The following is a 23,279-nucleotide window of genomic DNA, read 5'->3' on the forward strand; positions in this document are numbered from 1 at the left end:
ATGCGTACCCTACACAATATTGATCTGAAAAATAACGAACATGGCTTCACCCTGCGCTGGCAGGACCGTCTGATTTTATCCCACTCCACCGATGAACCTTGCCTGTGGATCGGCGCGGGCGTTGCCGATATCGATATGTTTCGCGGCAACTTCAGCATCAAAGACAAGCTCAACGAAAAAATCGCCCTGACGGACGCGACCGTTACACAGCAAAGCGCAGGCTGGGCGATCCGCTTTACCCGTGGCGATGCGGTGAGCGCGACGCTGCTGGTGGGTGTGGATGTAGAAGGCCGTCTGGAACTGAAGCTGAAGAATGATGCCACCTGTCACAACCGCATCTGGCTGCGGCTGGCGGCCCAGCCTGAAGATCATATCTACGGCTGCGGCGAGCAGTTCTCGTACTTTGATCTGCGCGGAAAGCCGTTCCCGCTGTGGACCAGCGAACAGGGGGTGGGCCGCAATAAGCAGACCTACGTGACCTGGCAGGCCGACTGCAAAGAGAATGCGGGCGGCGATTATTACTGGACCTTCTTCCCCCAGCCTACCTTCGTGAGCACCCAGAAGTACTACTGCCACGTGGATAACAGCTGCTACATGAACTTCGACTTCAGCGCGCCGGATTTCCACGAACTGGCGTTCTGGGAAGATAACGCCACGCTGCGCTTCGAATGTGCAGAAACCTACGTCGATCTGCTGGAAAAACTCACCGACCTGCTGGGGCGTCAGCCGGAGCTGCCGGACTGGGTTTACGACGGCGTGACGCTGGGCATTCAGGGCGGCACCGGGGTGTGTCAGCACAAGCTCGACGTCATGCGTCAGGGCGGGGTGAAGGTGAACGGCATCTGGGCGCAGGACTGGTCCGGCATCCGCATGACCTCCTTTGGCAAACGCGTGATGTGGAACTGGAAGTGGAACAGCGAGCTGTATCCGCAGCTTAATGAGCGTATTGCACAGTGGAAACAGGAAGGCGTGCAGTTCCTCTCCTATATCAACCCGTACGTCGCCAGCGACAAAGATCTCTGTGAAGAGGCGGCAAAACGCGGCTATCTGACCAAAAATGCCGACGGCAAGGACTACCACGTCGAGTTTGGCGAGTTCTATGCGGGCGTTATCGACCTGACCAACCCGGAAGCCTACGGCTGGTACAAAGAGGTGATCAAAAAGAACCTGATCGAACTGGGTTGCGGCGGCTGGATGGCCGATTTTGGCGAATATCTGCCAACCGATACCTTCCTGCACAACGGCGTCAGCGCGGAGATCATGCATAACGCCTGGCCTGCCCTGTGGGCCAAATGTAACTACGAGGCGCTGGAAGAGACCGGCAAGCTCGGCGAGATCCTGTTCTTCATGCGCGCAGGTTATACCGGCAGCCAGAAGCACTCGGTGATGATGTGGGCGGGAGATCAGAACGTCGACTGGAGCCTGGACGACGGTCTGGCGTCCGTCGTACCTGCTGCGCTGTCTCTGGCGATGACTGGTCACGGGCTGCACCACAGCGACATCGGCGGCTATACCACCCTGTTCGAGATGAAACGCACCAAAGAGCTGTTGCTGCGCTGGTGCGATTTCAGCGCCTTTACGCCGATGATGCGTACCCACGAAGGTAACCGCCCGGGTGACAACTGGCAGTTCGACGGCGACGCCGAAACCATCGCGCACTTTGCACGTATGACCACCGTGTTCACCACCCTGAAGCCGTACATCAAAGCTGCGGTTGCGCAGAACGCGAAAAGTGGCCTGCCGGTGATGCGCCCGCTGTTCCTGCATTATGAAGACGACGCGCGCGCCTACACGCTGAAATACCAGTACCTGTTTGGCCGCGATCTGCTGGTGGCACCGGTTCATGAAGAGGGCCGCCACGACTGGACGCTCTATCTTCCGCAGGACAACTGGGTGAATGTGTGGACGGGTGAAACCTGCCAGGGCGGTGAGGTGACCGTTGCTGCCCCGCTCGGCAAACCGCCGGTCTTCTATCGCCAGCAAAGCGAATGGGCAGATCTGTTTAACACCTTACGTCATATCTGATAAGGCTCGCCCGCGGGGAAACCTGCGGGCAGACGGAGAACAATAATGAGTCAACATACTTCTGATCCGGCAACCCTACGCCTGCCGTTTAAAGAAAAACTCGCCTACGGGATGGGCGATCTCGGCTCTAACATCCTGCTGGATATCGGCACGCTGTATCTGCTGAAGTTTTATACCGACGTGCTGGGCCTGCCGGGTACCTACGGCGGGATCATCTTCCTGATTGCCAAATTCTTTACCGCCTTCACCGATATGGGCACCGGGATCATGCTCGACTCCCGGCGCAACATCGGCCCGAAAGGGAAATTCCGCCCGTTCGTGCTGTATGCCGCCTTCCCGGTGACCTTGCTGGCGATTGCCAACTTCGTCGGCACGCCGTTTGAAATCACCGGTAAAACAGTGATGGCAACGGTGCTGTTCATGCTGTACGGCCTGTTCTTCAGCATGATGAACTGCTCTTACGGCGCGATGGTGCCCGCCATCACCAAAAACCCGGACGAGCGCGCCTCGCTGGCCGCCTGGCGTCAGGGCGGCGCCACGCTTGGCCTGCTGCTCTGTACTGTCGGTTTTGTCCCGGTAATGAACCTGATTGAGGGCAACGATCAGCTTGGCTATATCTTTGCCGCCACGCTTTTCTCGCTGTTCGGGCTGTTCTTTATGTGGTGGTGCTACAAGGGCGTGACCGAGCGTTACGTCGAGACGCAGCCTGCTCATCCGGCGCAAAAACCGGGGCTGTTGCAGTCGTTTCGCGCCATTGCCGGAAACCGTCCGCTGTTTATCCTGTGCATCGCCAACCTCTGCACGCTGGGTGCCTTTAACGTCAAACTCGCCATCCAGGTTTACTACACGCAGTACGTGCTGAACGACCCGATCCTGCTGTCGTACATGGGTTTCTTCAGCATGGGCTGTATTTTTATCGGCGTCTTTATGATGCCCGGCGCGGTGCGGCGCTTCGGCAAGAAAAAAGTCTATATCGGCGGGCTGATGGTTTGGGTGGCGGGCGATCTGCTCAACTACTTCTTCGGCGGCGGCTCGGTGAGCTTTGTGGCGTTCTCCTGCCTGGCCTTCTTCGGCTCCGCGTTCGTGAACAGCCTGAACTGGGCGCTGGTATCCGATACCGTGGAATACGGCGAGTGGCGCACCGGCGTGCGATCTGAAGGAACGGTTTACACCGGCTTTACCTTCTTCAGGAAGGTATCTCAGGCACTGGCGGGCTTCTTCCCGGGGATCATGCTCACGCAAATTGGCTATGTGCCCAACGTGGTGCAATCCGCCGGAACGGTTGAAGGACTGCGGCAGCTGATTTTTATCTATCCGAGCCTGCTGGCGGTCATCACCATTGTGGCGATGGGCTGTTTCTACAATCTCAACGAGAAGATGTACGTGCGCATCGTGGAAGAGATCGAACTGCGTAAACGTACGGCATAAATGACGAGATAGAGCGCCCTGCGGGCGCTCTGAGGATCGACCATGACACATAACACTGATCCGTTAACCCTGAAATTGAGCCTGCGAGAGAAGTGCGCCTACGGGATGGGCGATTTTGGCTCGAATCTGATGCTGTGTATTGGCACGCTTTATCTGCTGAAGTTTTACACCGACGAACTGGGCATGCCCGCCTTCTATGGCGGCATTATTTTCCTGGTAGCGAAGTTTTTTACCGCGTTCACCGACATGCTGACCGGCGTGCTGCTGGACTCCCGGCGTAACATCGGCGCGAAGGGAAAATTCCGGCCATTCATTCTTTATGCCTCCGTCCCGGTGGCGCTGGTCGCGACGGCGCAGTTTATGGCCAACGACTTTAGCCTGACGGTGAAAACGGCGCTCGCCACCGTGCTCTTCATGATGTTTGGCCTCTGCTATAGCCTGATGAACTGCGCCTACGGTGCGATGGTACCGGCCATTACCAAAAACCCGAACGAGCGCGCACAGCTTGCGGCGTGGCGTCAGGGCGGCGCAACCGTGGGGCTGTTGCTCTGCACCGTCGGCTTTATGCCCATTCAGGCGCTGTTCGTCAGCCAGCCCTCCCTCGGCTATCTGGTGGCGGCGCTGGTGTTCGTCACCGGTGGCCTGGTCTGTATGTGGTGGTGCTACAGCGGCGTGAAAGAGCGCTACGTGGAGCTTACGCCCGATCACCATAAGCCCGGCATTCTGAAATCATTCTGCGCGATTTTCCGCAATCCGCCGCTGCTGGTGTTGTGTATCGCCAACCTGTGTACCCTTGCCGCCTTTAACATCAAGCTGGCGATTCAGGTCTATTACACCCAGTACGTGCTAAACGATCTGCATTTGCTGTCGTGGATGGGCTTTTTCAGCATGGGATGCATTCTGATTGGCGTGTTTCTGGTGCCCGGCGCGGTGAAGCGCTTTGGCAAAAAACCGGTCTATCTGGGCGGGCTGGCGCTGTGGGCGGTGGGCGACGTGCTGAACTTCTTCTGGGGGACCAGTTCCCTGCTGTTCGTGCTGTTTTCCTGCATGGCGTTTTTCGGCACGGCGTTTGTGAACAGCCTGAACTGGGCACTGGTACCGGATACCGTTGATTACGGCGAGTGGAAAACGGGCATTCGTGCTGAAGGGTCGGTTTATACCGGCTATACCTTCTCGCGCAAAATCTCTGCCGCCCTCGCCGGTTTTCTGCCTGGCATCATGCTGACCCAGATTGGCTACGTTCCCCATGCGGTGCAGAGCGCAGGCACACTACTTGGTCTGCGTCAGCTTATTTTCCTCTGGCCGTGCGGCCTGGCCGTCGTTGCCGCCGTGACCATGGGGCTGTTTTATAAACTCAACGAAGCGCGCTTCGCCTTTATTATCGAGGAGATTGGAAAACGGAAAAAACAAACCGCGAATACCCCTGAGATAACCACCAACAATAAAGCGTCAGCAGTCACTTTATAACAATAAAACCGGCCACTATGTCCTTCCTGTTCATCAGGAGGGAGGCCTTTCTGTACCTGATACATGGACAAATTATGAAAAGAATCATTACTGTACTGATCGTGTCGTCTGTGTCCTGCCCGGTATTTGCCGGGGCTTATGTCGAAACCCGCGAAGCATACAATACGGCCTCTGAGCTGCACGAAGTGATCCTGCGTGCAGGCTATAACTTCGATATGGGCGCGGGGCTGATGTTCACCAATGCCTATAACGTGGGGAAATGGGATGAGCTTAAGCACAGCTATAACGAAATAGAGGGGTGGTATCCGCTCTTTAAACCCACCGACAAGCTCACCTTCCAGCCCGGCGGATTGATTAACGACAGCAGCGCAGGATCGGGTGGTGCGGTCTATTTAGATACCAATTATAAATTTACGGACGGGTTCAACCTGACGTTCCGCTATCGCTATAACCATAACAATTACGATACGCCGGACTATAACGGGCAGATGGATAAGAACGATACGCACGAGTTTGCTAACTACTGGAATTTCAAAGTGACGGATGCGTTTTTTTATACCTTTGAACCGCACTTTTTCCAGCGGGTGAATGATTACCACAGCAAAAATGGCAAAGATCATCACTGGGAAATTACCAATAAATTCAGCTACAAGATCGACAAAAACTGGCTGCCATATCTTGAACTGCAGTGGCTGGACAGATGGAATGATTACAACCGGGAGCAGTACCGGATTCGCCTGGGATTGCGGTATTCGTTCTAATAAAAAAGCCGCTGAGCAATCAGCGGCTTTTTACTGCCGGGCGGCGCATGCGCTTACCCGGCTAACGGATTGACCGTATTACTCTTCTTTCGCACCGCGCATTGCACGTTTACGATCGTTCTCGGTCAGGTGACGTTTACGGATACGGATAGACAGTGGAGTCACTTCTACCAGTTCGTCGTCATCGATGAATTCCAGAGCCTGCTCCAGCGTCATCTTGATCGGTGGAACCAGAACCGTTGCTTCGTCAGTACCGGACGCACGCATGTTGGTCAGTTTCTTACCGGTCAGGCAGTTTACCGTCAGGTCGTTAGAACGACTGTGAATACCGATGATCTGGCCTTCATACACTTCAGCACCGTGACCCAGGAACAGCTTACCGCGATCCTGCAGACCGAACAGCGCAAACGCAACCGCTTTACCCTGACCGTTAGAGATCAGCACGCCGTTGTTACGCTGGCCCACTTCACCCGGACGTACGTCGTCGTAGTGGCTGAAGGTGGAGTACAGCAGACCGGTACCGGAAGTCATGGTCATGAACTCAGAACGGAAGCCGATCAGGCCACGGCTTGGGATCACGTAGTCGAGACGTACGCGGCCTTTGCCATCTGGATTCATGTTTTTCAGGTCGCCTTTACGCTCACCCAGAGCCTGCATCACAGAACCCTGGTGCTGCTCTTCAACGTCCAGCGTTACGTTTTCGAACGGCTCTTGTTTACGGCCGTCGATTTCGCGGAAGATAACTTTCGGACGGGAAACCGCCATCTCGAAACCTTCACGACGCATGTTTTCGATCAGAACAGACAGGTGCAGTTCACCACGACCGGATACGCGGAAGGCATCAGCGTCTTCCGTTTCTTCAACGCGCAGCGCAACGTTGTGCACCAGCTCTTTGTTCAGGCGGTCAAGGATCTGACGAGAGGTAACGAATTTACCTTCTTTACCACAGAACGGAGAGGTGTTGACGTTGAAGAACATGGTTACCGTTGGTTCATCAACAGACAGGGCTGGCAGCGCTTCCACGTTCTGCGGGTCGCAGATGGTGTCAGAGATGTTCAGCTCGCCCAGACCGGTGATCGCAATGATATCGCCCGCTTCAGCCAGATCGCTGTCGATACGCTCCAGACCCAGGTGAGTCAGCACTTTGCCCACTTTACCGTTACGGGTTTTGCCTTCGCTATCGATGATAGTAACCTGCTGGTTCGGCTTCACTTTACCGCGTTTGATGCGGCCGATACCGATAACGCCAACGTAGTTGTTGTAGTCCAGCTGGGAGATCTGCATCTGCAGAGGACCATCAAGATCAACATCCGGAGCCGGTACGTGATCGACAATCGCCTGATACAGCGGGGTCATGTCTTCCGCCATATCTTCGTGATCCAGACCTGCAATACCATTCAGCGCCGAAGCGTAGATGATAGGGAAGTCCAGCTGCTCGTCGGTCGCGTCAAGGTTAACGAACAGGTCGAACACCTGATCAACAACCCAGTCAGGACGTGCGCCAGGACGGTCAACCTTGTTGATAACAACAATAGGCTTCAGGCCATGGGCAAATGCTTTTTTGGTCACGAAACGCGTTTGCGGCATTGGGCCGTCAAAGGCGTCAACCACCAGCAGCACGGAATCCACCATGGACATCACGCGCTCAACTTCACCACCGAAGTCGGCGTGCCCTGGGGTATCAACGATGTTGATACGGTAGTCATTCCATTTGATAGCGGTGTTTTTCGCGAGGATGGTAATCCCACGCTCTTTCTCCAAATCGTTGGAGTCCATCACACGCTCTTGAGTTTCGGCACGTGCATCAAACGTACCGGATTGCTGCAGCAGCTTATCAACCAGGGTAGTTTTACCATGGTCAACGTGCGCGATGATGGCGATGTTACGCAAATTTTCGATCACAACTTTGCCTCAGGCATTAGAAATAGCGCGTTATTGTACACGGATTAATCGCACTACAAAACAGGATCACAAACATCCCCCGCAAACAAGTATTGCAGAGATGCTTTGTGATCGCTTTCACGGAGCGTAAAAAGGGCACTTTAACGAAAATTGCACCAATATGGTGCTCAGTGTTCACACTGAAGCACTATACTGGTGCAACATAACCATTGTGGTGCAGCACTTTTGCACTATGGTGCGCATGATAACGCCTTTTTGGGGTGTTTTAAAAGTTGGCACAGATTTCGCTTTATAAAAATACGGCAAAAAGATGGCCTCATAGCCACCTTGATAGAAGTTGAAGACCTCGTTACCACGACGACAATGACCAATCTGGAGAGTTAAGTATGTCCGCTGAACACGTTTTGACGATGCTGAACGAACATGAAGTGAAGTTTGTTGATCTGCGCTTCACCGATACTAAAGGTAAAGAACAGCACGTCACTATTCCTGCTCATCAGGTAAACGCCGAATTCTTTGAAGAAGGCAAAATGTTTGACGGCTCCTCCATTGGTGGCTGGAAAGGCATTAACGAATCTGACATGGTTCTGATGCCAGACGCGACCACGGCGGTCATTGATCCGTTCTTCGAAGAGCCAACCCTGATCATCCGTTGCGATATCCTCGAGCCAGGCACGCTGCAGGGCTACGACCGTGACCCACGCTCCATCGCTAAACGTGCAGAAGAGTACCTGCGTTCTACCGGCATCGCAGACACCGTTCTGTTCGGGCCAGAGCCAGAATTCTTCCTGTTCGATGACATTCGTTTCGGTGCCTCTATCTCTGGCTCCCACGTGGCTATCGACGACATCGAAGGTGCATGGAACTCCTCCACCAAATACGAAGGTGGTAACAAAGGTCACCGTCCTGGCGTGAAAGGCGGTTACTTCCCGGTTCCTCCGGTCGATTCTTCACAGGACATCCGTTCCACCATGTGTCTGGTGATGGAAGAGATGGGCCTGGTAGTTGAAGCTCACCACCACGAAGTGGCGACTGCTGGTCAGAACGAAGTGGCAACCCGCTTCAACACCATGACCAAAAAAGCGGACGAAATTCAGATCTACAAATACGTTGTGCACAACGTTGCACACCGTTTCGGTAAAACCGCGACCTTCATGCCAAAACCAATGTTTGGCGACAACGGTTCCGGAATGCACTGCCACATGTCCCTGTCCAAGAACGGTACCAACCTGTTCTCTGGTGACAAATATGCAGGTCTGTCTGAGCAGGCGCTGTACTACATTGGCGGCGTAATCAAACACGCTAAAGCGATCAACGCCCTGGCGAACCCAACCACCAACTCTTACAAGCGTCTGGTCCCAGGCTACGAAGCACCTGTTATGCTGGCTTATTCTGCGCGTAACCGTTCTGCTTCTATCCGTATCCCGGTGGTGGCTTCTCCTAAAGCGCGTCGTATCGAAGTGCGCTTCCCGGATCCAGCAGCTAACCCATACCTGTGCTTCGCAGCACTGCTGATGGCCGGTCTGGACGGTATCAAGAACAAGATCCACCCAGGCGAAGCGATGGACAAAAACCTGTATGACCTGCCGCCAGAAGAAGCGAAAGAGATCCCACAGGTTGCAGGCTCTTTGGAAGAAGCCCTGCAAGCACTGGACGCAGACCGCGAGTTCCTGACTGCGGGTGGCGTGTTCACTGACGACGCTATCGATGCTTACATCGCCCTGCGTACTGAAGAGAACGACCGCGTGCGCATGACTCCGCATCCGGTTGAATTCGAACTGTACTACAGCGTTTAAGTTACAACGGGTTTCGCGCCACCCTTCAGGCGCGGCCCCGAAAGCTTTTTTTTGTTGCCGTGGAAACTTTCAGCCCATCTCCGGATGGGCTTTTTTCTCCACCAACAACCTGATCTCACGCGCTTTTTACGACGAAAAAGCTATACTGCACTAAATTAGTGCAACCAACTCCAGGAGACTGCTGAATGGCAACTGGCACGCTGCCCGATGCTGGGCAGATCCTCAATTCGTTAATTAACAGCATTTTGCTGGTCGACGACGAGCTGGCTGTTCATTACGCCAACCCGGCGGCGCAGCAACTGCTCGCCCAAAGCGCACGCAAACTGTTTGGCACTCCGCTGCCAGAATTATTGAGCTATTTTTCGCTGAACATTGGCCTGATGCAGGAAAGTCTGCAGGCCGGTCAGGGGTTCACCGATAACGAAGTGACGCTGGTGATCGACGGGCGCTCGCATATTTTGTCGCTTACCGCGCAACGTCTTCCTGAAGGGCTGATCCTGCTCGAAATGGCGCCGATGGACAATCAGCGCCGACTGAGCCAGGAGCAACTTCAGCATGCGCAGCAAATTGCTGCCCGCGATCTGGTGCGGGGCCTGGCGCATGAAATCAAAAACCCACTGGGCGGATTACGCGGGGCGGCGCAGCTGTTAACCAAAGCGCTGCCGGACCCTGCGCTGGCGGAGTATACCAACGTCATCATTGAGCAGGCCGACCGTCTGCGTAACCTGGTTGACCGCCTGCTCGGGCCGCAACAGCCGGGTATGCATGTCACCGAAAGCATTCATAAAGTGGCTGAACGGGTGGTGAAGCTCGTCTCCATGGAGCTGCCGGAGAACGTTACGCTGGTGCGTGATTATGATCCCAGCCTGCCGGAACTGGCGCACGATCCGGACCAGATTGAGCAGGTCCTGCTGAATATTGTGCGTAATGCGCTGCAGGCTCTGGGACCGGAAGGCGGCGAAATCATTTTGCGTACCCGTACCGCATTCCAGCTCACCTTGCATGGCGTGCGCTATCGGCTGGCGGCACGCATCGACGTTGAGGACAACGGGCCGGGGATCCCATCTCATCTGCAGGACACCCTGTTCTACCCGATGGTCAGCGGTCGCGAAGGCGGTACCGGGCTGGGATTATCCATTGCCCGCAGTTTGATCGATCAACACTCTGGAAAAATTGAATTTACCAGTTGGCCGGGACATACCGAGTTTTCGGTTTTCCTGCCGATTAAAAAATAAAGGTGACGTTTATGCAACGAGGGATAGTCTGGGTAGTCGATGACGATAGCTCCATCCGTTGGGTGCTTGAACGCGCGCTCACAGGGGCGGGATTAAGCTGCACGACGTTTGAGAGCGGCAGCGAAGTGCTCGACGCACTCACCACCAAAACGCCGGATGTTCTGCTGTCGGATATTCGTATGCCGGGTATGGACGGGCTGGCGCTTTTAAAGCAGATCAAACAACGCCACCCTATGCTTCCGGTCATCATAATGACGGCACACTCCGATCTGGATGCCGCAGTTAGTGCCTATCAGCAAGGGGCATTCGACTACCTGCCCAAGCCATTTGATATCGACGAAGCGGTCGCGCTGGTTGAGCGCGCCATCAGCCATTACCAGGAGCAGCAACAGCCCCGTAATGCGCCCGATTTCGGCCCTACCACGGACATTATTGGCGAAGCACCAGCGATGCAGGATGTGTTTCGCATTATTGGCCGTCTGTCGCGTTCGTCCATCAGCGTATTGATTAATGGCGAATCGGGCACCGGTAAAGAGCTGGTCGCGCACGCCTTACATCGCCATAGCCCGCGGGCAAAAGCGCCGTTTATCGCCCTGAATATGGCGGCTATCCCAAAAGATTTGATTGAATCCGAACTGTTCGGCCACGAAAAAGGCGCCTTTACCGGAGCGAATACCATTCGTCAGGGCCGCTTCGAACAGGCTGACGGGGGGACATTATTCCTGGATGAAATTGGCGATATGCCGCTGGATGTTCAGACCCGTCTTCTGCGCGTGCTGGCTGACGGACAGTTTTATCGCGTGGGCGGGTATGCGCCGGTGAAAGTGGATGTACGCATTATTGCCGCGACACACCAGAACCTGGAGCAACGCGTGCAGGAGGGAAAATTCCGTGAGGATTTATTCCATCGCCTGAACGTCATCCGCGTCCATCTACCGCCGCTACGTGAACGTCGCGAAGATATCCCTCGCCTGGCGCGTCACTTCCTGCAGGTCGCCGCGCGTGAACTGGGCGTAGAAGCCAAACAGCTTCACCCGGAAACCGATGCCGCCCTCACCCGCCTGGCCTGGCCGGGTAACGTGCGTCAGCTGGAAAATACCTGTCGCTGGCTCACCGTCATGGCCGCCGGACAGGAGGTCTTGATTCAGGATCTGCCGGCCGAGCTGTTTGAAGCAACTGCCCCCGAAAGCAGTACGGGCCATGCGCTGCCGGACAGCTGGGCGACGCTGCTGGCGCAGTGGGCCGATCGCGCGCTGCGTTCCGGTCATCAAAATTTGCTCTCTGAGGCGCAGCCGGAGATGGAACGCACGCTGTTAACCACCGCGCTTCGTCATACGCAGGGCCATAAACAGGAAGCAGCCCGCCTGCTGGGATGGGGACGTAATACCCTGACGCGTAAGCTTAAAGAGCTGGGAATGGAGTAATCTTCACCGCTGTGTAAAGATTACTAATTGAGCGCAAATTGCCGTTATTTTGCGCTTTACTGTGTCGATGAGTTTTGTATGATCGTGCCCGGAAATTGGGGGTGAACATCATGCTGGAAACATTAGTACATATGCTCTCTAGCGGAGCCGCAGAAAGCCACACGCCGCAAACCGCAGTTGCTGCAGTGTTGTGTGCGGCGCTGGTTGGTCTGTTTAGCTAGCGGGTAAAAATGTAAAAGCCGGGTGGCGGCTTCGCCTTACCCGGCCTACGTTTCATGCTTTTGCGGCTTAAATCACCCGCGAGAACTGCTGCATACGCGCTTTCTGCCGAAGGTAAGCGTCAAAGCACATGCAGATATTACGAATCAATAAACGTCCTTTCGGCGTGACCTCAATCGCATTCTCCGACACATCCACCAGCCCGTCCTTCGCAAGCGGTGCCAGCAGCTTCAGGTCTTCTGCAAAATAATCGCTAAAGTGCAGATCCCACTGCGACTCAACGTCGCTGAAATCGAGACGGAAGTTGCAGATAAGCGCCTTAATCACATCACGACGAATGCAGTCGTCACGTGTTAACGCGATGCCGCGCCACAGCGCGTTGCCCTTTTCATCCACCTGCTGATAGTAGAGCTTCAACTCTTTCTGGTTTTGCGCGTAGCAATCGCCAATCATGCTGATGGCGGAAACGCCCATCCCCAGCAAATCGGTATCGCCCTGGGTGGTATAGCCCTGGAAATTACGGTGCAGTACCCCTTCGCGCTGAGCAACAGCCAGCTCGTCATCCGGACGGGCAAAGTGATCCATACCGATAAACTGATATCCGGTCTCGGTCAGCGAGGTAATGGTTTCCTGGAGAATATCCAGTTTCTGTTGAGCAGAAGGCAGATCGGCATCTTTGATTTTGCGCTGCGCAGCAAAGAGCGTCGGCAGATGCGCATAGTTGAACACGCTCAGGCGGTCCGGGTTAAGTTCAGCCACGCGTTTCAGCGTAAATGCAAAACTTTCCGGCGTCTGCTTTGGCAGGCCGTAAATCAGATCGATATTGGTTGAGGTGAAACCAATTTCACGCGCATGGTTGAGTAAGGCAAAGATAAATTCTTCGTCCTGCTCGCGGTTCACCAGACGCTGGACCTCTTTATTGAAGTCCTGAACGCCCATACTCAGGCGATTGAAGCCTTCGGCACGTAAATGATCCAGCACATCCAGCTCAATTTCACGCGGATCGACCTCGATCGAGATTTCGGCGTCGTCATTAAAATGAAAATTGCCGCGAAGAAGCGCCATCAAACGGCTGATCTGCGCTTTATTCAGATAGGTTGGCGTACCGCCGCCCCAGTGAAGCTGGCTGACGTGACGGCCAGTAAACAACGGCGCGCGATGCAAAATTTCCTGCTCCAGCGCATCCAGATACTGATCGGCTTTATGCTGCTGACGGGTGACAATTTTATTGCAGCCGCAGAAGTAGCAGAGCTTATGGCAGAACGGAATATGGACGTAGAGCGACAGCGGGCGTTCTGGATAGCGCGCGACGGCCTGCTGAAAATCACCCTCACCGAAGGCATCGGAGAACTCCAGCGCGGTGGGGTATGAGGTGTAACGCGGCCCGGAATAGTTATATTTCTGGATCAGGGCCAAATCCCAGTCGATAGATGGTACAGACATGCTCACTCCTTCCGTTGGTGTCGCGTTCGTATACGGCGGCCCGTTCTGGCCCCGTTGCGGACCATCATTCGGGTGCGCAGCCACTTCTGTCGCCGCGACAACCGCCGTAGTTTAACGAATAACCACACCAGATAACATATAACCGGAAGGGTTATAAGCAGGACTATCGTTCCTGCCGGGTGCAAATGTTAGTTTCCACCCTTCAGAAGACGCATCATATCTTCCTGCTTTTCGTCTTCTTCTTCATCTTCGTCATCGTCGTATGACAGGCCCAGCTTCTGCATCAGTTCGTCGATGCGATCCAGTTTGGCATCCACCCAGGACTGCTCTTCAGCGGTCAGGGTTTCACCCTCTTCAAGACGTTCCAGCAGCGCGTCCAGGCGCTCATCGTTCTCCAGCAAATCCAGCTCAGCCTGCGGTGAAAGCATAGGTTTCTCGCTCTTTGGTTTGTGCTGCTTAGTGACCGGGGTGTCTGTCACGCCCAGTGGAATGGGAGTTTTACTGCCGATACGTGGATCTTTCTGCGGCTTATTTTTAGCAGAAGCGCCAGATGCACCGCCACCGTTTGCACGGCTACCCGCAGCATGACCGCGATGTTTTTTTTCGCGTTTGCGATCGCGCGCTTCCTGGTTCAGTTCTTCGCGCGTTTTGCGGCGTGCTTTGGCAGGGCGTTTCGCGCCCGCTGCGGAGGTCGGTTTTTTCATGATGTTTTATCTTTAAGTCGTTTTCTTCAGTATAGAATTGCGGCGAAATCTAGCAGAAAGCAAGCAAAGAAAAAAGGCGACAGAGCAATCTGTCGCCTTTTTTCCTGACTCATAACCCTTAACGGGTCAGACATTCCGTGTTTGCCTACAACAAACCCTGTTTATCCGTTGGCTGATACCGTCCGTGATACGGTTCCTTTTCCTGTTAAAACGCCTCCAGGCGCTGGTCATCCTGACAATCCTGCGTCTTCGCCTCCTGGCGCTCCTGACCCTTATCCCTAAGTCATTATCCTGTTGGCATCCCCGCCTTGACGCACACTTTACCTTGTTCATTTAAACTAACAAGCAACGAAAGGGTACAAAAACGGATTTTCAGATAATCACTCAATATTAATCTTATGATTTAAAACAGTTTGTATTTTTTTACACCTGCGATTTCTCTGAAATTTCTCATAACATCTATAGCCGATGTCTCACATCGGCCAGGGCTTAAGCCTACAAACCACGTGCAATCAAAAAAGCCTTTTGCCTGCATTCAGGTATAATCCCTCGCAGATTACGATTTTTGGAGACGACCACGTGACTACCTGGAACTACCAACAGACGCATTTTGTCACCAGTGCGCCCGATATTCGCCACCTGCCCTCTGATACCGGCATCGAAGTGGCCTTTGCTGGCCGCTCGAATGCGGGGAAATCCAGCGCACTGAATACGCTGACCAATCAGAAGAACCTGGCGCGTACCTCAAAAACACCTGGCCGTACCCAGCTGATTAACCTGTTTGAAGTGGCCGAAGGAAAACGCCTGGTCGATTTACCGGGGTACGGTTACGCGCAGGTACCGGAAGAGATGAAGATCAAGTGGCAGCGCGCGCTGGGTGAATATCTGGAAAAGCGCATGTGCCTGAAAGGCCTGGTGGTGCTGATGGATATTCGCCACCCGCTGAAAGACCTTGATCAGCAGATGATCGACTGGGCTGTGGCAAGCGATATTGCCGTTCTGGTGCTGCTGACAAAAGCGGATAAGCTGGCGAGCGGCGCGCGTAAAGCGCAGGTGAATATGGTTCGTGAAGCGGTACTGGCATTCAACGGAGATGTGCAGGTTGAAGCGTTCTCCTCGCTGAAAAAGCAGGGTGTGGATAAGCTGCGTCAGAAACTCGACAGCTGGTTCAGTGAGCTGGAGCCCGCAACAGAAGCTGAAGAAGAGTAATACCGTGCGCGGCCATGGCCGCGCTTTTTTTTGTCCGAAATTTTCTTTGCCGCAATAAAAAACGCCCCAGTCATTACTGACTGGGGCGGCTAAAATATTCAGCCAAATCCGATTACGTGAAGTAAAAGGTCTGAAAGATAGAACATCTTACCTCTGTACCCTACGCCGCTAACTCTACCCCTTTTTTTGCTGCAGAAAAAGCACTTTTTGTAGTTTTTTTTCATTCTTTACATAGGGAATTCTAATGATCGTCACAAAACGCACGTCGTTATGTTGCTAACTTACATAAAAAGCGCGTTATTCGCCGAACCATTAGTGAGCCTGATCCCAGTTTTCACCACTTCCCACTTCCACCAGCAACGGCACATCGAGTTTCATGCTGTTTTCCATCAGTTCGTGGATCGTCTTCGACACGCTATCGAGATCGTCTTTGTGCACTTCGAACACCAGTTCATCGTGTACCTGCATGATCATTTTCACGCGCGGTTTCTCTTTTTCCAGCCAGGCATCCACGGCGATCATCGCGCGCTTGATGATGTCAGCTGCGGTTCCCTGCATCGGGGCGTTGATTGCAGCACGTTCTGCCCCGGCACGGCGCGCCGCGTTGCTGGATTTAATGTCGGGTAAGTAGAGACGACGACCGTCCAGGGTTTCAACGTAGCCTTTTTCCTTCGCCTGCGCGCGGGTGCGTTCCATATATTCCAGTACGCCCGGATATCGCTCGAAGTAGAGATCCATATACTTCTGCGACTCTTTACGCGGAATATTGAGCTGGCGTGAAAGGCCGAAGGCGCTCATGCCGTAAATCAGGCCGAAGTTGATTGCTTTCGCGCTGCGGCGTTGCTCGTTTGTCACGCTGTCCAGCGGCAGACCAAAGACTTCCGCAGCGGTTGCCCGGTGGATGTCCTTCCCTTCGGCAAAGGCCGTCAACAGGCCCTTATCACGCGAGAGGTGCGCCATAATGCGCAGCTCGATTTGCGAGTAATCAGCAGAAACAATCAGATAGTCATCAGGTGCAATAAACGCCTGACGAATGCGACGCCCTTCTTCATTTCGAACCGGAATGTTCTGCAGGTTTGGATCGGTCGAGGAGAGACGTCCGGTGGCCGCCACAGCCTGATGGTATGAAGTATGCACACGACCCGTTTTCGGGTTGATCATCAGCGGCAGCTTATCGGTGTAAGTCGATTTCAGCTTTGCCAGACCACGGTACTCCAGAATGACTTTGGGCAGTGGATAATCCAGCGCCAGCTCCTCCAGCACCTCTTCAGAGGTGGACGGTGCGCCGCCAGGGGTTTTCTTCAGCGGTTTGATCCCCTGCTTTTCAAACAGGATGGTTTGCAGCTGTTTTGGCGATGAGAGGTTAAACGGCTCACCGGCAAGCTCATGCGCCTTTTGCTCCAGTTCGGTCAGACGCTGGGCGAGTTCACCCGAGTGGTTATGCAGAACCGTCGGATCGATTTTTACGCCGTTGCGCTCGATGCGTGAAAGAACAGGTACCAGCGGCATCTCAATGTTCTGAAACACATTCAGCGGCCCTTCGTGCTTCTGCAGTTTTGGCCACATTTTCAGGTGCAGCTGCAGCGTGACGTCGGCATCTTCTGCCGCATAGCGTCCCGCCTCTTCCAGCGCAATCTGGTTAAAGGTGAGCTGATTTTTGCCCTTACCGGCAATCTCTTCAAACGTGATGGTTTTGTGCTTTAACCAGCGGTCAGACAGGGAGTCCATATCATGACGGCCTGCTACGCTGTCCAGAATGTAGGATTCCAGCATGGTATCAAACGCGATACCGCGCAGCTCAATACCGTAGTTTTGCAGAATACCGCGGTCGTATTTGAGGTTTTGCCCCACCTTCAACGCGTTGTCGTCTTCCAGAATCGGCTTCAGCAGTTCCAGCACGCGTTCGCGAGAGAGTTGCTCCGGTGCGTCCAGGTAATCGTGCGCGACGGGAACATAGGCAGCGATACCCGGCTCTGTCGCAAAGGACAGGCCCACCATATTGGCGGTAATGTTATCCAGACTGTCGGTTTCCGTGTCGAAAGCAAACACCGGTGCTTTTTTCAGTTTCTCGATCCAGGCAACCAGCTGTGACTCTTCAAGAATGGTTTCGTAGTGCTCAAAAGAGAGCGCTGCGGCTTCTTCTTCAGCCTGATCCTCGGCATCAATGACAATCGTCTCTTTTGGCTTCGCAGCCGGTTTGGCGCCTTTTGCCTGCAGCCATTTACCGGCTTCCACGTCGGTGGTCCAGCGCTTAAATTCGTATTTCTTAAACAGGCTCAGCAGGTCATCCGCAGACGGTTGTTGTACCTCAAGCTGCTCACATCCCAGTTCCAGCTCAACATCGGTTTTAATCGTCGCCAGCTTATAGGAGAGATAAGCCACCTCTTTATTCTCTTCCAGCTTCCCGGCCATGGTTTTTGCGCCACGGAAGGAGAGCCCGGCGATTTTGTCAGACTCTGCATACAGCGTATCCAGCCCGCCCAGTCCCTGAAGGAGTGCCTGTGCCGTTTTTTCGCCAACGCCTGGCACGCCTGGGATGTTATCCGATGAGTCGCCCATCAACGCGAGGAAATCGATAATCAACTCTGGCGGCACGCCATATTTTGCGACCACCTCTTCAGGGCCGAGGATGGTGTTGGTCATGGTGTTAATCAGGGTGATCCCTGGCGTCACCAGCTGCGCCATATCTTTATCACCAGTACTGATGAGAACCGGACGGCCCATTTTTTCGGCTTCACGCGCCAGGGTGCCAATGACGTCATCCGCTTCCACACCAGAAACCGCCAGCAGTGGCAGCCCCATCGCTTTCACCATCGCGTGCAGCGGCTCAATCTGCGCACGCAGATCGTCAGGCATTGGCGGACGGTGAGATTTGTAATGCTCAAATAACTCGTCGCGGAAAGTTTTGCCTTTCGCATCAAAAACGACTGCCGCATGGGTTGGCTGATACTGAAGGATCAGGCTACGCAGCATGTTAAGTACACCGTACATCGCGCCGGTGGGTTCCCCTGCGCTATTGGTCAGAGGAGGAAACGCATGATACGCCCGATACAGGTAAGAAGAGCCGTCGACGAGAATAAGAGGGTTTTCTGGGATCTGAACCATAATGTCCGTGCCTTTAATCAATTTATAACTAAAGGATGCCACAGAAGGATGAAAACATCAGTTATTAGCGCCTGATACAGGAAAAGATTTTACGAGCGTGAGGATCGCTCGCAAAATTTAAACTGTGGATAAGTTTGTGAATACTTTCACTTCATATGACTAATAAAGGCAAAAAAAGCGTAAAGACACATAATTATCATTTATTTATCAAGTAGTTATACGAGAATAATGAATTATATTGCTAGCTAATGAGAATATAGCATATGTGGATATATGCCCGGTTTGCTGCGTAATAGTAGTGAAATCTTCTGCAGCGAGATGCTGCCTGTCAACTCTCCGTATGAAAGCCCCATTATTTTGTCTGATTTCTGATAAAATCAGCGCCCTGCACCGGATAGTCGGTCGCTAACTTACAGCTAACCATTTGAAAAAGCTCATCATGTCGAGATTGCTCGCTGCAATAACATTACTGTTAAGCATCATTTTAACTATTCTGGTGACGATCGCCTGTTCTGTACCGATCATCATCGCCGGGATAATTAAACTGCTGTTACCTTTGCCTACGGTTTGGCGAGCCGTGTCGGCGTTTTGTAATTTCATGATGTACTGCTGGTGCGAAGGGTTGGCCATCCTGCTGCGCCTGAATCCTCACCTGAAGTGGGATGTTGAGGGTCTGGAAAGACTCAACAAAAAGAACTGGTATCTGCTGATCTGTAATCACCACAGCTGGGCCGACATCGTGGTGTTATGTGTGCTGTTCCGTAAGCATATCCCGATGAACAAATACTTCCTGAAGCAACAGCTGGCCTGGGTACCGTTTATCGGCCTGGCCTGCTGGGCGCTGGATATGCCGTTTATGAAACGCTATTCGCGCAGCTATTTGATTCGCCACCCGGAGCGGCGGGGTAAGGATGTGGAAACGACACGTCGTTCCTGCGAGAAGTTTCGCGCACATCCGACAACGATTGTGAATTTTGTCGAAGGCTCGCGGTTCACAGAAGAGAAGCGTCTTCAGACTCGCTCCCCTTATCAGAACCTGCTGCCACCCAAGGCGGCGGGTATTGCCATGGCGCTTAACGTGCTGGGGGCGCAGTTCGATAAATTACTGAACGTGACGCTCTGCTATCCGGAAAACGACAAGACGCCTTTCTTCGATATGCTCAGCGGCAAGCTGACGCGTATCGTGGTTCGTGTCGATCTGGTGCCAATTGATACCGAACTGCATGGGGATTACGTTAACGATAAGAACTTCAAACGTCGTTTCCAGCTTTGGCTTAATACGCTCTGGAAAGAGAAAGACGAGCAGATAGAGATCATCAAAGCTTCAAACAAAAACGCCGGTCATTGACCGGCGTTTTTATATCATTGGGTTTACTTCTTCTCGACCAGGTATTTCACGGTGTCTGCGTACTGCTGTACGAAGATATCCATGCTGCTGGTGTCCATGCCCTGCATGTTCAGCTGATATTTGCCGTTAACATACATCGCCGGAACGCCCTGGAGCTGCAGATCGGCTGCGGCTTTTTCCTGTTGAGCAACCAGCGATTTCACGACAAAGCTGTTCCACGCGGCGTCGTAGTCTTCACCTTTCACGCCTGCGTCAACGAACACTTTACGAATATCTGCTGCGGTCTGGACGGTCTGGGTTTTCTGCACCGCTTCAAACATAGGGGAGGTGATCTTATCTTCCACACCCAGCGCAATCGCAACCGCCCACGCCTGAGTCAGGTCTTTACCCAATGGGCCCAGGAACTCAACGTGGTATTTGGTCATTTTGGTGCCTTCCGGCAGCTTTTTCTTCACGTTGTCAGCAACATGCAGCACCTGCTCAAACTCATAGCAGTGTGGGCAATAGAACGAGAAGAACTCGAGAACCTGTGGCTCGCCAGCGACGGGCTTGTCCAGCGTGATGTACTGTTTGCCGTCGGTAAACTGTGCAGCAGAAGCGCTAAATGCCAGAATCATACCTGCCAGCGCCAGCCAAATTTTTTTCATGATTAACTCTCTCCTGGGTGTGTCCAATTAATACATCGGCGTTAGTTGCAGTGGGGGTTCCTGAAGAACCTTAACCTGCTCAGTAAATGTGGATATCTGGCTGCGCCAGTAATCCTCTCCGGTAAGCCACGGGAAATTACGAGGAAATGCGGGATCATCCCAACGCCTGATTAACCATGCGAGATAATAAACAAAACGCATCGCACGTAAAGGTTCTATCAGGGCAATTTCGTCTGAATTAAAAGGGCTAAACTCTTCATAGGCTTCAATAATCGCTTCAAGCTGCATACGTTGCTCGGCTTTGTCGCCGTTGAGCAACATCCACAAATCCTGCACCGCTGGCCCCATCCGCGCATCATCGAGGTCAACAAACAGAGGGCCATCGCGCCAGAGAATATTCCCGGCATGACAATCACCATGCAAACGCAGGACAGAAATATCATCGCGCCAGCAGGCTTTTACCGCCCCAATAAGTTTATCCGTCGCGCTGAGAAACGCGTCCTTTAATGCAGAGGGAATAAGCGCTGAGGTTTCGAAGACCTGGCGGGGTTCAATAAGGTATTCCTGAATACCGATAGTCGGGCGGGCAATAAACGACGTTTTGCGTCCCGTCTGGTGGATGCGTCCCAGATAGCGGGCAACCCACTCCATTTGGTCGATATTATCCGCTTCAAACTGGCGGCCACCCAGACTGGGAAATACAGCGTAATAGAACCCTTCGTGCGTAAGCAGCGTTTGGTTATTGAATTTAATCGGTGCGGCAACAGGAACTTCATCATTCAGTAGATCGTGAGCAAACTGATGCTCTTCCTGAATTTGTTCAGCGGACCAGCGCTTGGGGCGATAGAACTTAACAACGAAGCGCTGGCGATCCTCGTCCTGGAATTGATAGACGCGGTTTTCGTAGCTATTTAGCGGGGTGAGCCCGGAATCCACCCGAATACCCTGCTCAAACAGCGCATCCATAATGGTATCCGGGTGTAATGTCTGGAAAGTAAAAGCCTGGTCGTTCATCCGATCATCCGGAAATTATACGAATGATTCAGGATATCATCTTGTGGCGATTTCGGTGCCGCCGCTTACAAGCTTTTACTCTTTAATTACGCCTCGGGCGCGCAGCAATGCGGTTTTAAAATCTTCCTCATAATCTTTCTGAATACCAGGAATAACAGCATCTTTGGCAGAGTCACGCATTTTGAGGTGATAGATCAGGATGTCGTCAGAAAGGTCTGTCAGTTCACCTTCAAAACCTGACTCTTTCGCCAGTTTCTGTAAAAATTGCATCAGATTCAGCTCTGGCTCTTTTTGCCAGGCTGGCTGGAGGAGTTCAATGACTTCATTCAGACGTTTACATTTCATGGTGGTGCTCCTTTCATTTAGAGTGACACGTTAGCAGGGTCAATCCCACAATAAAAGAGGCGATATTCGTGAATCCGGGTCAGGAAATCATCGGAGTGGTTCTGGCGGGTGGCAGGGCAACGCGCATGGCGGGAAAAGATAAGGGGCTTCAGCACCTTAACGGTAAGCCACTTTGGCAGCATGTTGCTGACACGCTTGCAGATCAGGTTGCGGCAATGGCCATCAGTGCCAATCGCCATATCGATATTTATCAGCGCAGCGGATACCCCGTTTATCAGGATACTCTTGGGGATTACCCAGGACCGTTGGCCGGCATGCTCTCGGTCATGCAGCAGTCTGAGGCAGAGTGGTTTGTTTTCTGCCCGTGTGATACGCCGTTTATTCCCTCCTGCCTTGTCGAGCGTCTCGTGCAATTTCGTGATGGTGCACCGGTTGTCTGGGTGCATGACGGTGAGCGCGACCATCCTGCTATTACGCTGATTCATAGATCATTAGTTCCAGCGCTGCAGGATTACCTGACGGCGGGAGAGCGAAGAGTCATGGTGTTTATGCGTCAGTCAGGCGGCCATTCCGTTGATTTTAGCGACTGGAAGTCTGCCTTTGTGAACGTGAATACGACGGAAGATTTACAGACCATGCAGGAGAAAAAATGACGCCTGTTTTAGCATTCGCCGCCTGGAGTGGTACCGGGAAAACGACGCTGCTTAAAAAGCTGATACCCGCACTTTGTGCCAGAGGCATCCGCCCAGGGCTGATTAAGCATACCCACCACAATATGGACGTCGATAAACCGGGTAAAGACAGCTATGAACTGCGTAAGGCAGGTGCCGCGCAAACCATGGTGGCAAGTCGTGAGCGGTGGGCATTGATGACGGAAACGCCCGATGAAGCACCACTGGATCTCGCGTATCTGGTCAGTCGGATGGATCACACCACGCTTGATCTGGTGCTGGTTGAGGGGTTTAAGCATGAGGCCGTTGCAAAGATCCTGCTGTTCAGAAACGATGCCGGGCATGATGTTAGCGAGTTAACGCTGGATGAGCATGTCATTGCGGTGGCCAGCGATGTCGCTCTCGATGTTGAGGTTCCGGTGCTGGATTTAAATGCTGAGGATAGAATTGCTGAGTTTATTGTGGGGTGGTGTGCGGTCTGATGCCCTCTCCCGCAGGGTGAGGGAGAAAACAAAAGCAAAAAACCCCGCACCTTA

General features: G+C 53.3%; 20 protein-coding genes. 12 read left to right on the forward strand and 8 right to left on the reverse strand.

Features of this window, described 5'->3' with window-relative positions; translation table 11 throughout:
• From AK59_RS0106800 to ompL, 4 genes are all read left to right on the forward strand, one after another.
• The gene (locus tag AK59_RS0106800; RefSeq protein ID WP_032618429.1) at positions 1-2,025 is read left to right on the forward strand and encodes an alpha-glucosidase; all 2,025 of its coding nucleotides are present in this window, start codon (positions 1-3) and stop codon (positions 2,023-2,025) included.
• Between the two features lie 45 nt (positions 2,026-2,070).
• Positions 2,071-3,453: an MFS transporter gene (locus tag AK59_RS0106805; protein ID WP_013099372.1), complete on the forward strand. Its 1,383-nt coding sequence runs from the start codon at positions 2,071-2,073 to the stop codon at positions 3,451-3,453.
• 42 nt (positions 3,454-3,495) lie between these two features.
• Entirely contained in the window at positions 3,496-4,920 is a 1,425-nt protein-coding gene (locus tag AK59_RS0106810; RefSeq protein ID WP_029882359.1) for an MFS transporter, read from the forward strand.
• Between the two features lie 74 nt (positions 4,921-4,994).
• Positions 4,995-5,681 (forward strand): porin OmpL, encoded by a 687-nt coding sequence (gene ompL, locus AK59_RS0106815; RefSeq protein ID WP_013099374.1) that lies wholly within the window; start codon positions 4,995-4,997, stop codon positions 5,679-5,681.
• Positions 5,682-5,759: 78 nt separating this feature from the next.
• Here the strand turns inward: ompL and typA are convergent, their stop codons facing one another.
• Positions 5,760-7,583: a ribosome-dependent GTPase TypA gene (gene typA, locus AK59_RS0106820; RefSeq protein ID WP_008501854.1), complete on the reverse strand. Its 1,824-nt coding sequence runs from the start codon at positions 7,581-7,583 to the stop codon at positions 5,760-5,762.
• Between the two features lie 386 nt (positions 7,584-7,969).
• Between typA and glnA the strand changes: the two genes are divergently transcribed.
• From glnA to AK59_RS1000000124925, 4 genes are all read left to right on the forward strand, one after another.
• On the forward strand, positions 7,970-9,379 hold the full coding sequence (gene glnA, locus AK59_RS0106825) for a glutamate--ammonia ligase (RefSeq protein WP_013099376.1): 1,410 nt from the start codon (positions 7,970-7,972) through the stop codon (positions 9,377-9,379).
• Positions 9,380-9,564: 185 nt separating this feature from the next.
• A complete protein-coding gene (glnL, locus tag AK59_RS0106830) occupies positions 9,565-10,614 on the forward strand; it encodes a nitrogen regulation protein NR(II) (protein WP_008501857.1) in 1,050 nt (349 codons plus the stop codon).
• Between the two features lie 11 nt (positions 10,615-10,625).
• A complete protein-coding gene (gene glnG, locus AK59_RS0106835; RefSeq protein ID WP_013099377.1) occupies positions 10,626-12,038 on the forward strand; it encodes a nitrogen regulation protein NR(I) in 1,413 nt (470 codons plus the stop codon).
• Between the two features lie 110 nt (positions 12,039-12,148).
• Entirely contained in the window at positions 12,149-12,259 is a 111-nt protein-coding gene (locus AK59_RS1000000124925; protein ID WP_032618432.1) for a YshB family small membrane protein, read from the forward strand.
• Positions 12,260-12,326: 67 nt separating this feature from the next.
• Here the strand turns inward: AK59_RS1000000124925 and hemN are convergent, their stop codons facing one another.
• Positions 12,327-13,700, reverse strand: coding sequence for an oxygen-independent coproporphyrinogen III oxidase (gene hemN, locus AK59_RS0106840; RefSeq protein WP_020686871.1), 1,374 nt, complete (start codon positions 13,698-13,700; stop codon positions 12,327-12,329).
• A gap of 188 nt (positions 13,701-13,888) precedes the next feature.
• Positions 13,889-14,404, reverse strand: a complete 516-nt coding sequence (yihI, locus tag AK59_RS0106845; protein ID WP_013099380.1) for a Der GTPase-activating protein YihI — start codon at positions 14,402-14,404, stop codon at positions 13,889-13,891.
• A gap of 579 nt (positions 14,405-14,983) precedes the next feature.
• Here yihI and yihA point away from each other — a divergent pair.
• Entirely contained in the window at positions 14,984-15,613 is a 630-nt protein-coding gene (yihA, locus tag AK59_RS0106850; RefSeq protein ID WP_020686870.1) for a ribosome biogenesis GTP-binding protein YihA/YsxC, read from the forward strand.
• Between the two features lie 98 nt (positions 15,614-15,711).
• Here yihA and AK59_RS1000000125440 read toward each other — a convergent pair whose 3' ends face one another.
• Both AK59_RS1000000125440 and polA read right to left on the reverse strand, forming a co-directional pair.
• Positions 15,712-15,759 (reverse strand): spot 42 RNA, inhibition of DNA synthesis, encoded by a 48-nt coding sequence (locus AK59_RS1000000125440; RefSeq protein WP_071892919.1) that lies wholly within the window; start codon positions 15,757-15,759, stop codon positions 15,712-15,714.
• A 166-nt stretch (positions 15,760-15,925) separates the two neighbouring features.
• Positions 15,926-18,718, reverse strand: a complete 2,793-nt coding sequence (gene polA, locus AK59_RS0106855) for a DNA polymerase I (protein ID WP_029882360.1) — start codon at positions 18,716-18,718, stop codon at positions 15,926-15,928.
• A 439-nt stretch (positions 18,719-19,157) separates the two neighbouring features.
• Here polA and AK59_RS0106860 point away from each other — a divergent pair, with 439 nt between their 5' ends.
• Positions 19,158-20,066 (forward strand): acyltransferase, encoded by a 909-nt coding sequence (locus AK59_RS0106860; RefSeq protein ID WP_029882361.1) that lies wholly within the window; start codon positions 19,158-19,160, stop codon positions 20,064-20,066.
• A gap of 23 nt (positions 20,067-20,089) precedes the next feature.
• Here AK59_RS0106860 and dsbA read toward each other — a convergent pair whose 3' ends face one another.
• The 3 genes from dsbA to AK59_RS0106875 form a co-directional block, all read right to left on the reverse strand.
• Entirely contained in the window at positions 20,090-20,713 is a 624-nt protein-coding gene (gene dsbA / locus AK59_RS0106865) for a thiol:disulfide interchange protein DsbA (RefSeq protein WP_013099385.1), read from the reverse strand.
• A 27-nt stretch (positions 20,714-20,740) separates the two neighbouring features.
• On the reverse strand, positions 20,741-21,727 hold the full coding sequence (locus AK59_RS0106870) for a serine/threonine protein kinase (RefSeq protein WP_029882362.1): 987 nt from the start codon (positions 21,725-21,727) through the stop codon (positions 20,741-20,743).
• 75 nt (positions 21,728-21,802) lie between these two features.
• On the reverse strand, positions 21,803-22,072 hold the full coding sequence (locus tag AK59_RS0106875; RefSeq protein WP_013099387.1) for a YihD family protein: 270 nt from the start codon (positions 22,070-22,072) through the stop codon (positions 21,803-21,805).
• Between the two features lie 68 nt (positions 22,073-22,140).
• Here AK59_RS0106875 and mobA point away from each other — a divergent pair, with 68 nt between their 5' ends.
• The gene (mobA, locus tag AK59_RS0106880) at positions 22,141-22,725 is read left to right on the forward strand and encodes a molybdenum cofactor guanylyltransferase MobA (RefSeq protein ID WP_029882363.1); all 585 of its coding nucleotides are present in this window, start codon (positions 22,141-22,143) and stop codon (positions 22,723-22,725) included.
• Positions 22,722-23,225 (forward strand): molybdopterin-guanine dinucleotide biosynthesis protein MobB, encoded by a 504-nt coding sequence (gene mobB / locus AK59_RS0106885; RefSeq protein ID WP_029882364.1) that lies wholly within the window; start codon positions 22,722-22,724, stop codon positions 23,223-23,225. The genes mobA and mobB overlap by 4 nt, the downstream gene beginning before the upstream one ends.
• Positions 23,226-23,279: the final 54 nt, after the last annotated feature.

This window comes from Enterobacter sp. T1-1 (genome assembly GCF_000710795.1).
Lineage (GTDB): Bacteria > Pseudomonadota > Gammaproteobacteria > Enterobacterales > Enterobacteriaceae > Enterobacter > Enterobacter cloacae.

Excerpts from the sequence above, each read along its gene's own strand:
- mobB (WP_029882364.1), top strand. The coding sequence starts at position 22,722 with ATGACGCCTGTTTTAGCATTCGCCGCCTGGAGTGGTACCGGGAAAACG.
- glnA (WP_013099376.1), top strand. The coding sequence starts at position 7,970 with ATGTCCGCTGAACACGTTTTGACGATGCTGAACGAACATGAAGTGAAG.
- ompL (WP_013099374.1), top strand. The coding sequence starts at position 4,995 with ATGAAAAGAATCATTACTGTACTGATCGTGTCGTCTGTGTCCTGCCCG.
- hemN (WP_020686871.1), bottom strand. The coding sequence starts at position 13,700 with ATGTCTGTACCATCTATCGACTGGGATTTGGCCCTGATCCAGAAATAT.
- AK59_RS0106810 (WP_029882359.1), top strand. The coding sequence starts at position 3,496 with ATGACACATAACACTGATCCGTTAACCCTGAAATTGAGCCTGCGAGAG.
- AK59_RS0106805 (WP_013099372.1), top strand. The coding sequence starts at position 2,071 with ATGAGTCAACATACTTCTGATCCGGCAACCCTACGCCTGCCGTTTAAA.
- AK59_RS0106875 (WP_013099387.1), bottom strand. The coding sequence starts at position 22,072 with ATGAAATGTAAACGTCTGAATGAAGTCATTGAACTCCTCCAGCCAGCC.
- AK59_RS0106800 (WP_032618429.1), top strand. The coding sequence starts at position 1 with ATGCGTACCCTACACAATATTGATCTGAAAAATAACGAACATGGCTTC.
- AK59_RS0106870 (WP_029882362.1), bottom strand. The coding sequence starts at position 21,727 with ATGAACGACCAGGCTTTTACTTTCCAGACATTACACCCGGATACCATT.
- dsbA (WP_013099385.1), bottom strand. The coding sequence starts at position 20,713 with ATGAAAAAAATTTGGCTGGCGCTGGCAGGTATGATTCTGGCATTTAGC.
- glnL (WP_008501857.1), top strand. The coding sequence starts at position 9,565 with ATGGCAACTGGCACGCTGCCCGATGCTGGGCAGATCCTCAATTCGTTA.
- yihI (WP_013099380.1), bottom strand. The coding sequence starts at position 14,404 with ATGAAAAAACCGACCTCCGCAGCGGGCGCGAAACGCCCTGCCAAAGCA.
- AK59_RS1000000124925 (WP_032618432.1), top strand. The coding sequence starts at position 12,149 with ATGCTGGAAACATTAGTACATATGCTCTCTAGCGGAGCCGCAGAAAGC.
- AK59_RS0106860 (WP_029882361.1), top strand. The coding sequence starts at position 19,158 with ATGTCGAGATTGCTCGCTGCAATAACATTACTGTTAAGCATCATTTTA.
- glnG (WP_013099377.1), top strand. The coding sequence starts at position 10,626 with ATGCAACGAGGGATAGTCTGGGTAGTCGATGACGATAGCTCCATCCGT.
- polA (WP_029882360.1), bottom strand. The coding sequence starts at position 18,718 with ATGGTTCAGATCCCAGAAAACCCTCTTATTCTCGTCGACGGCTCTTCT.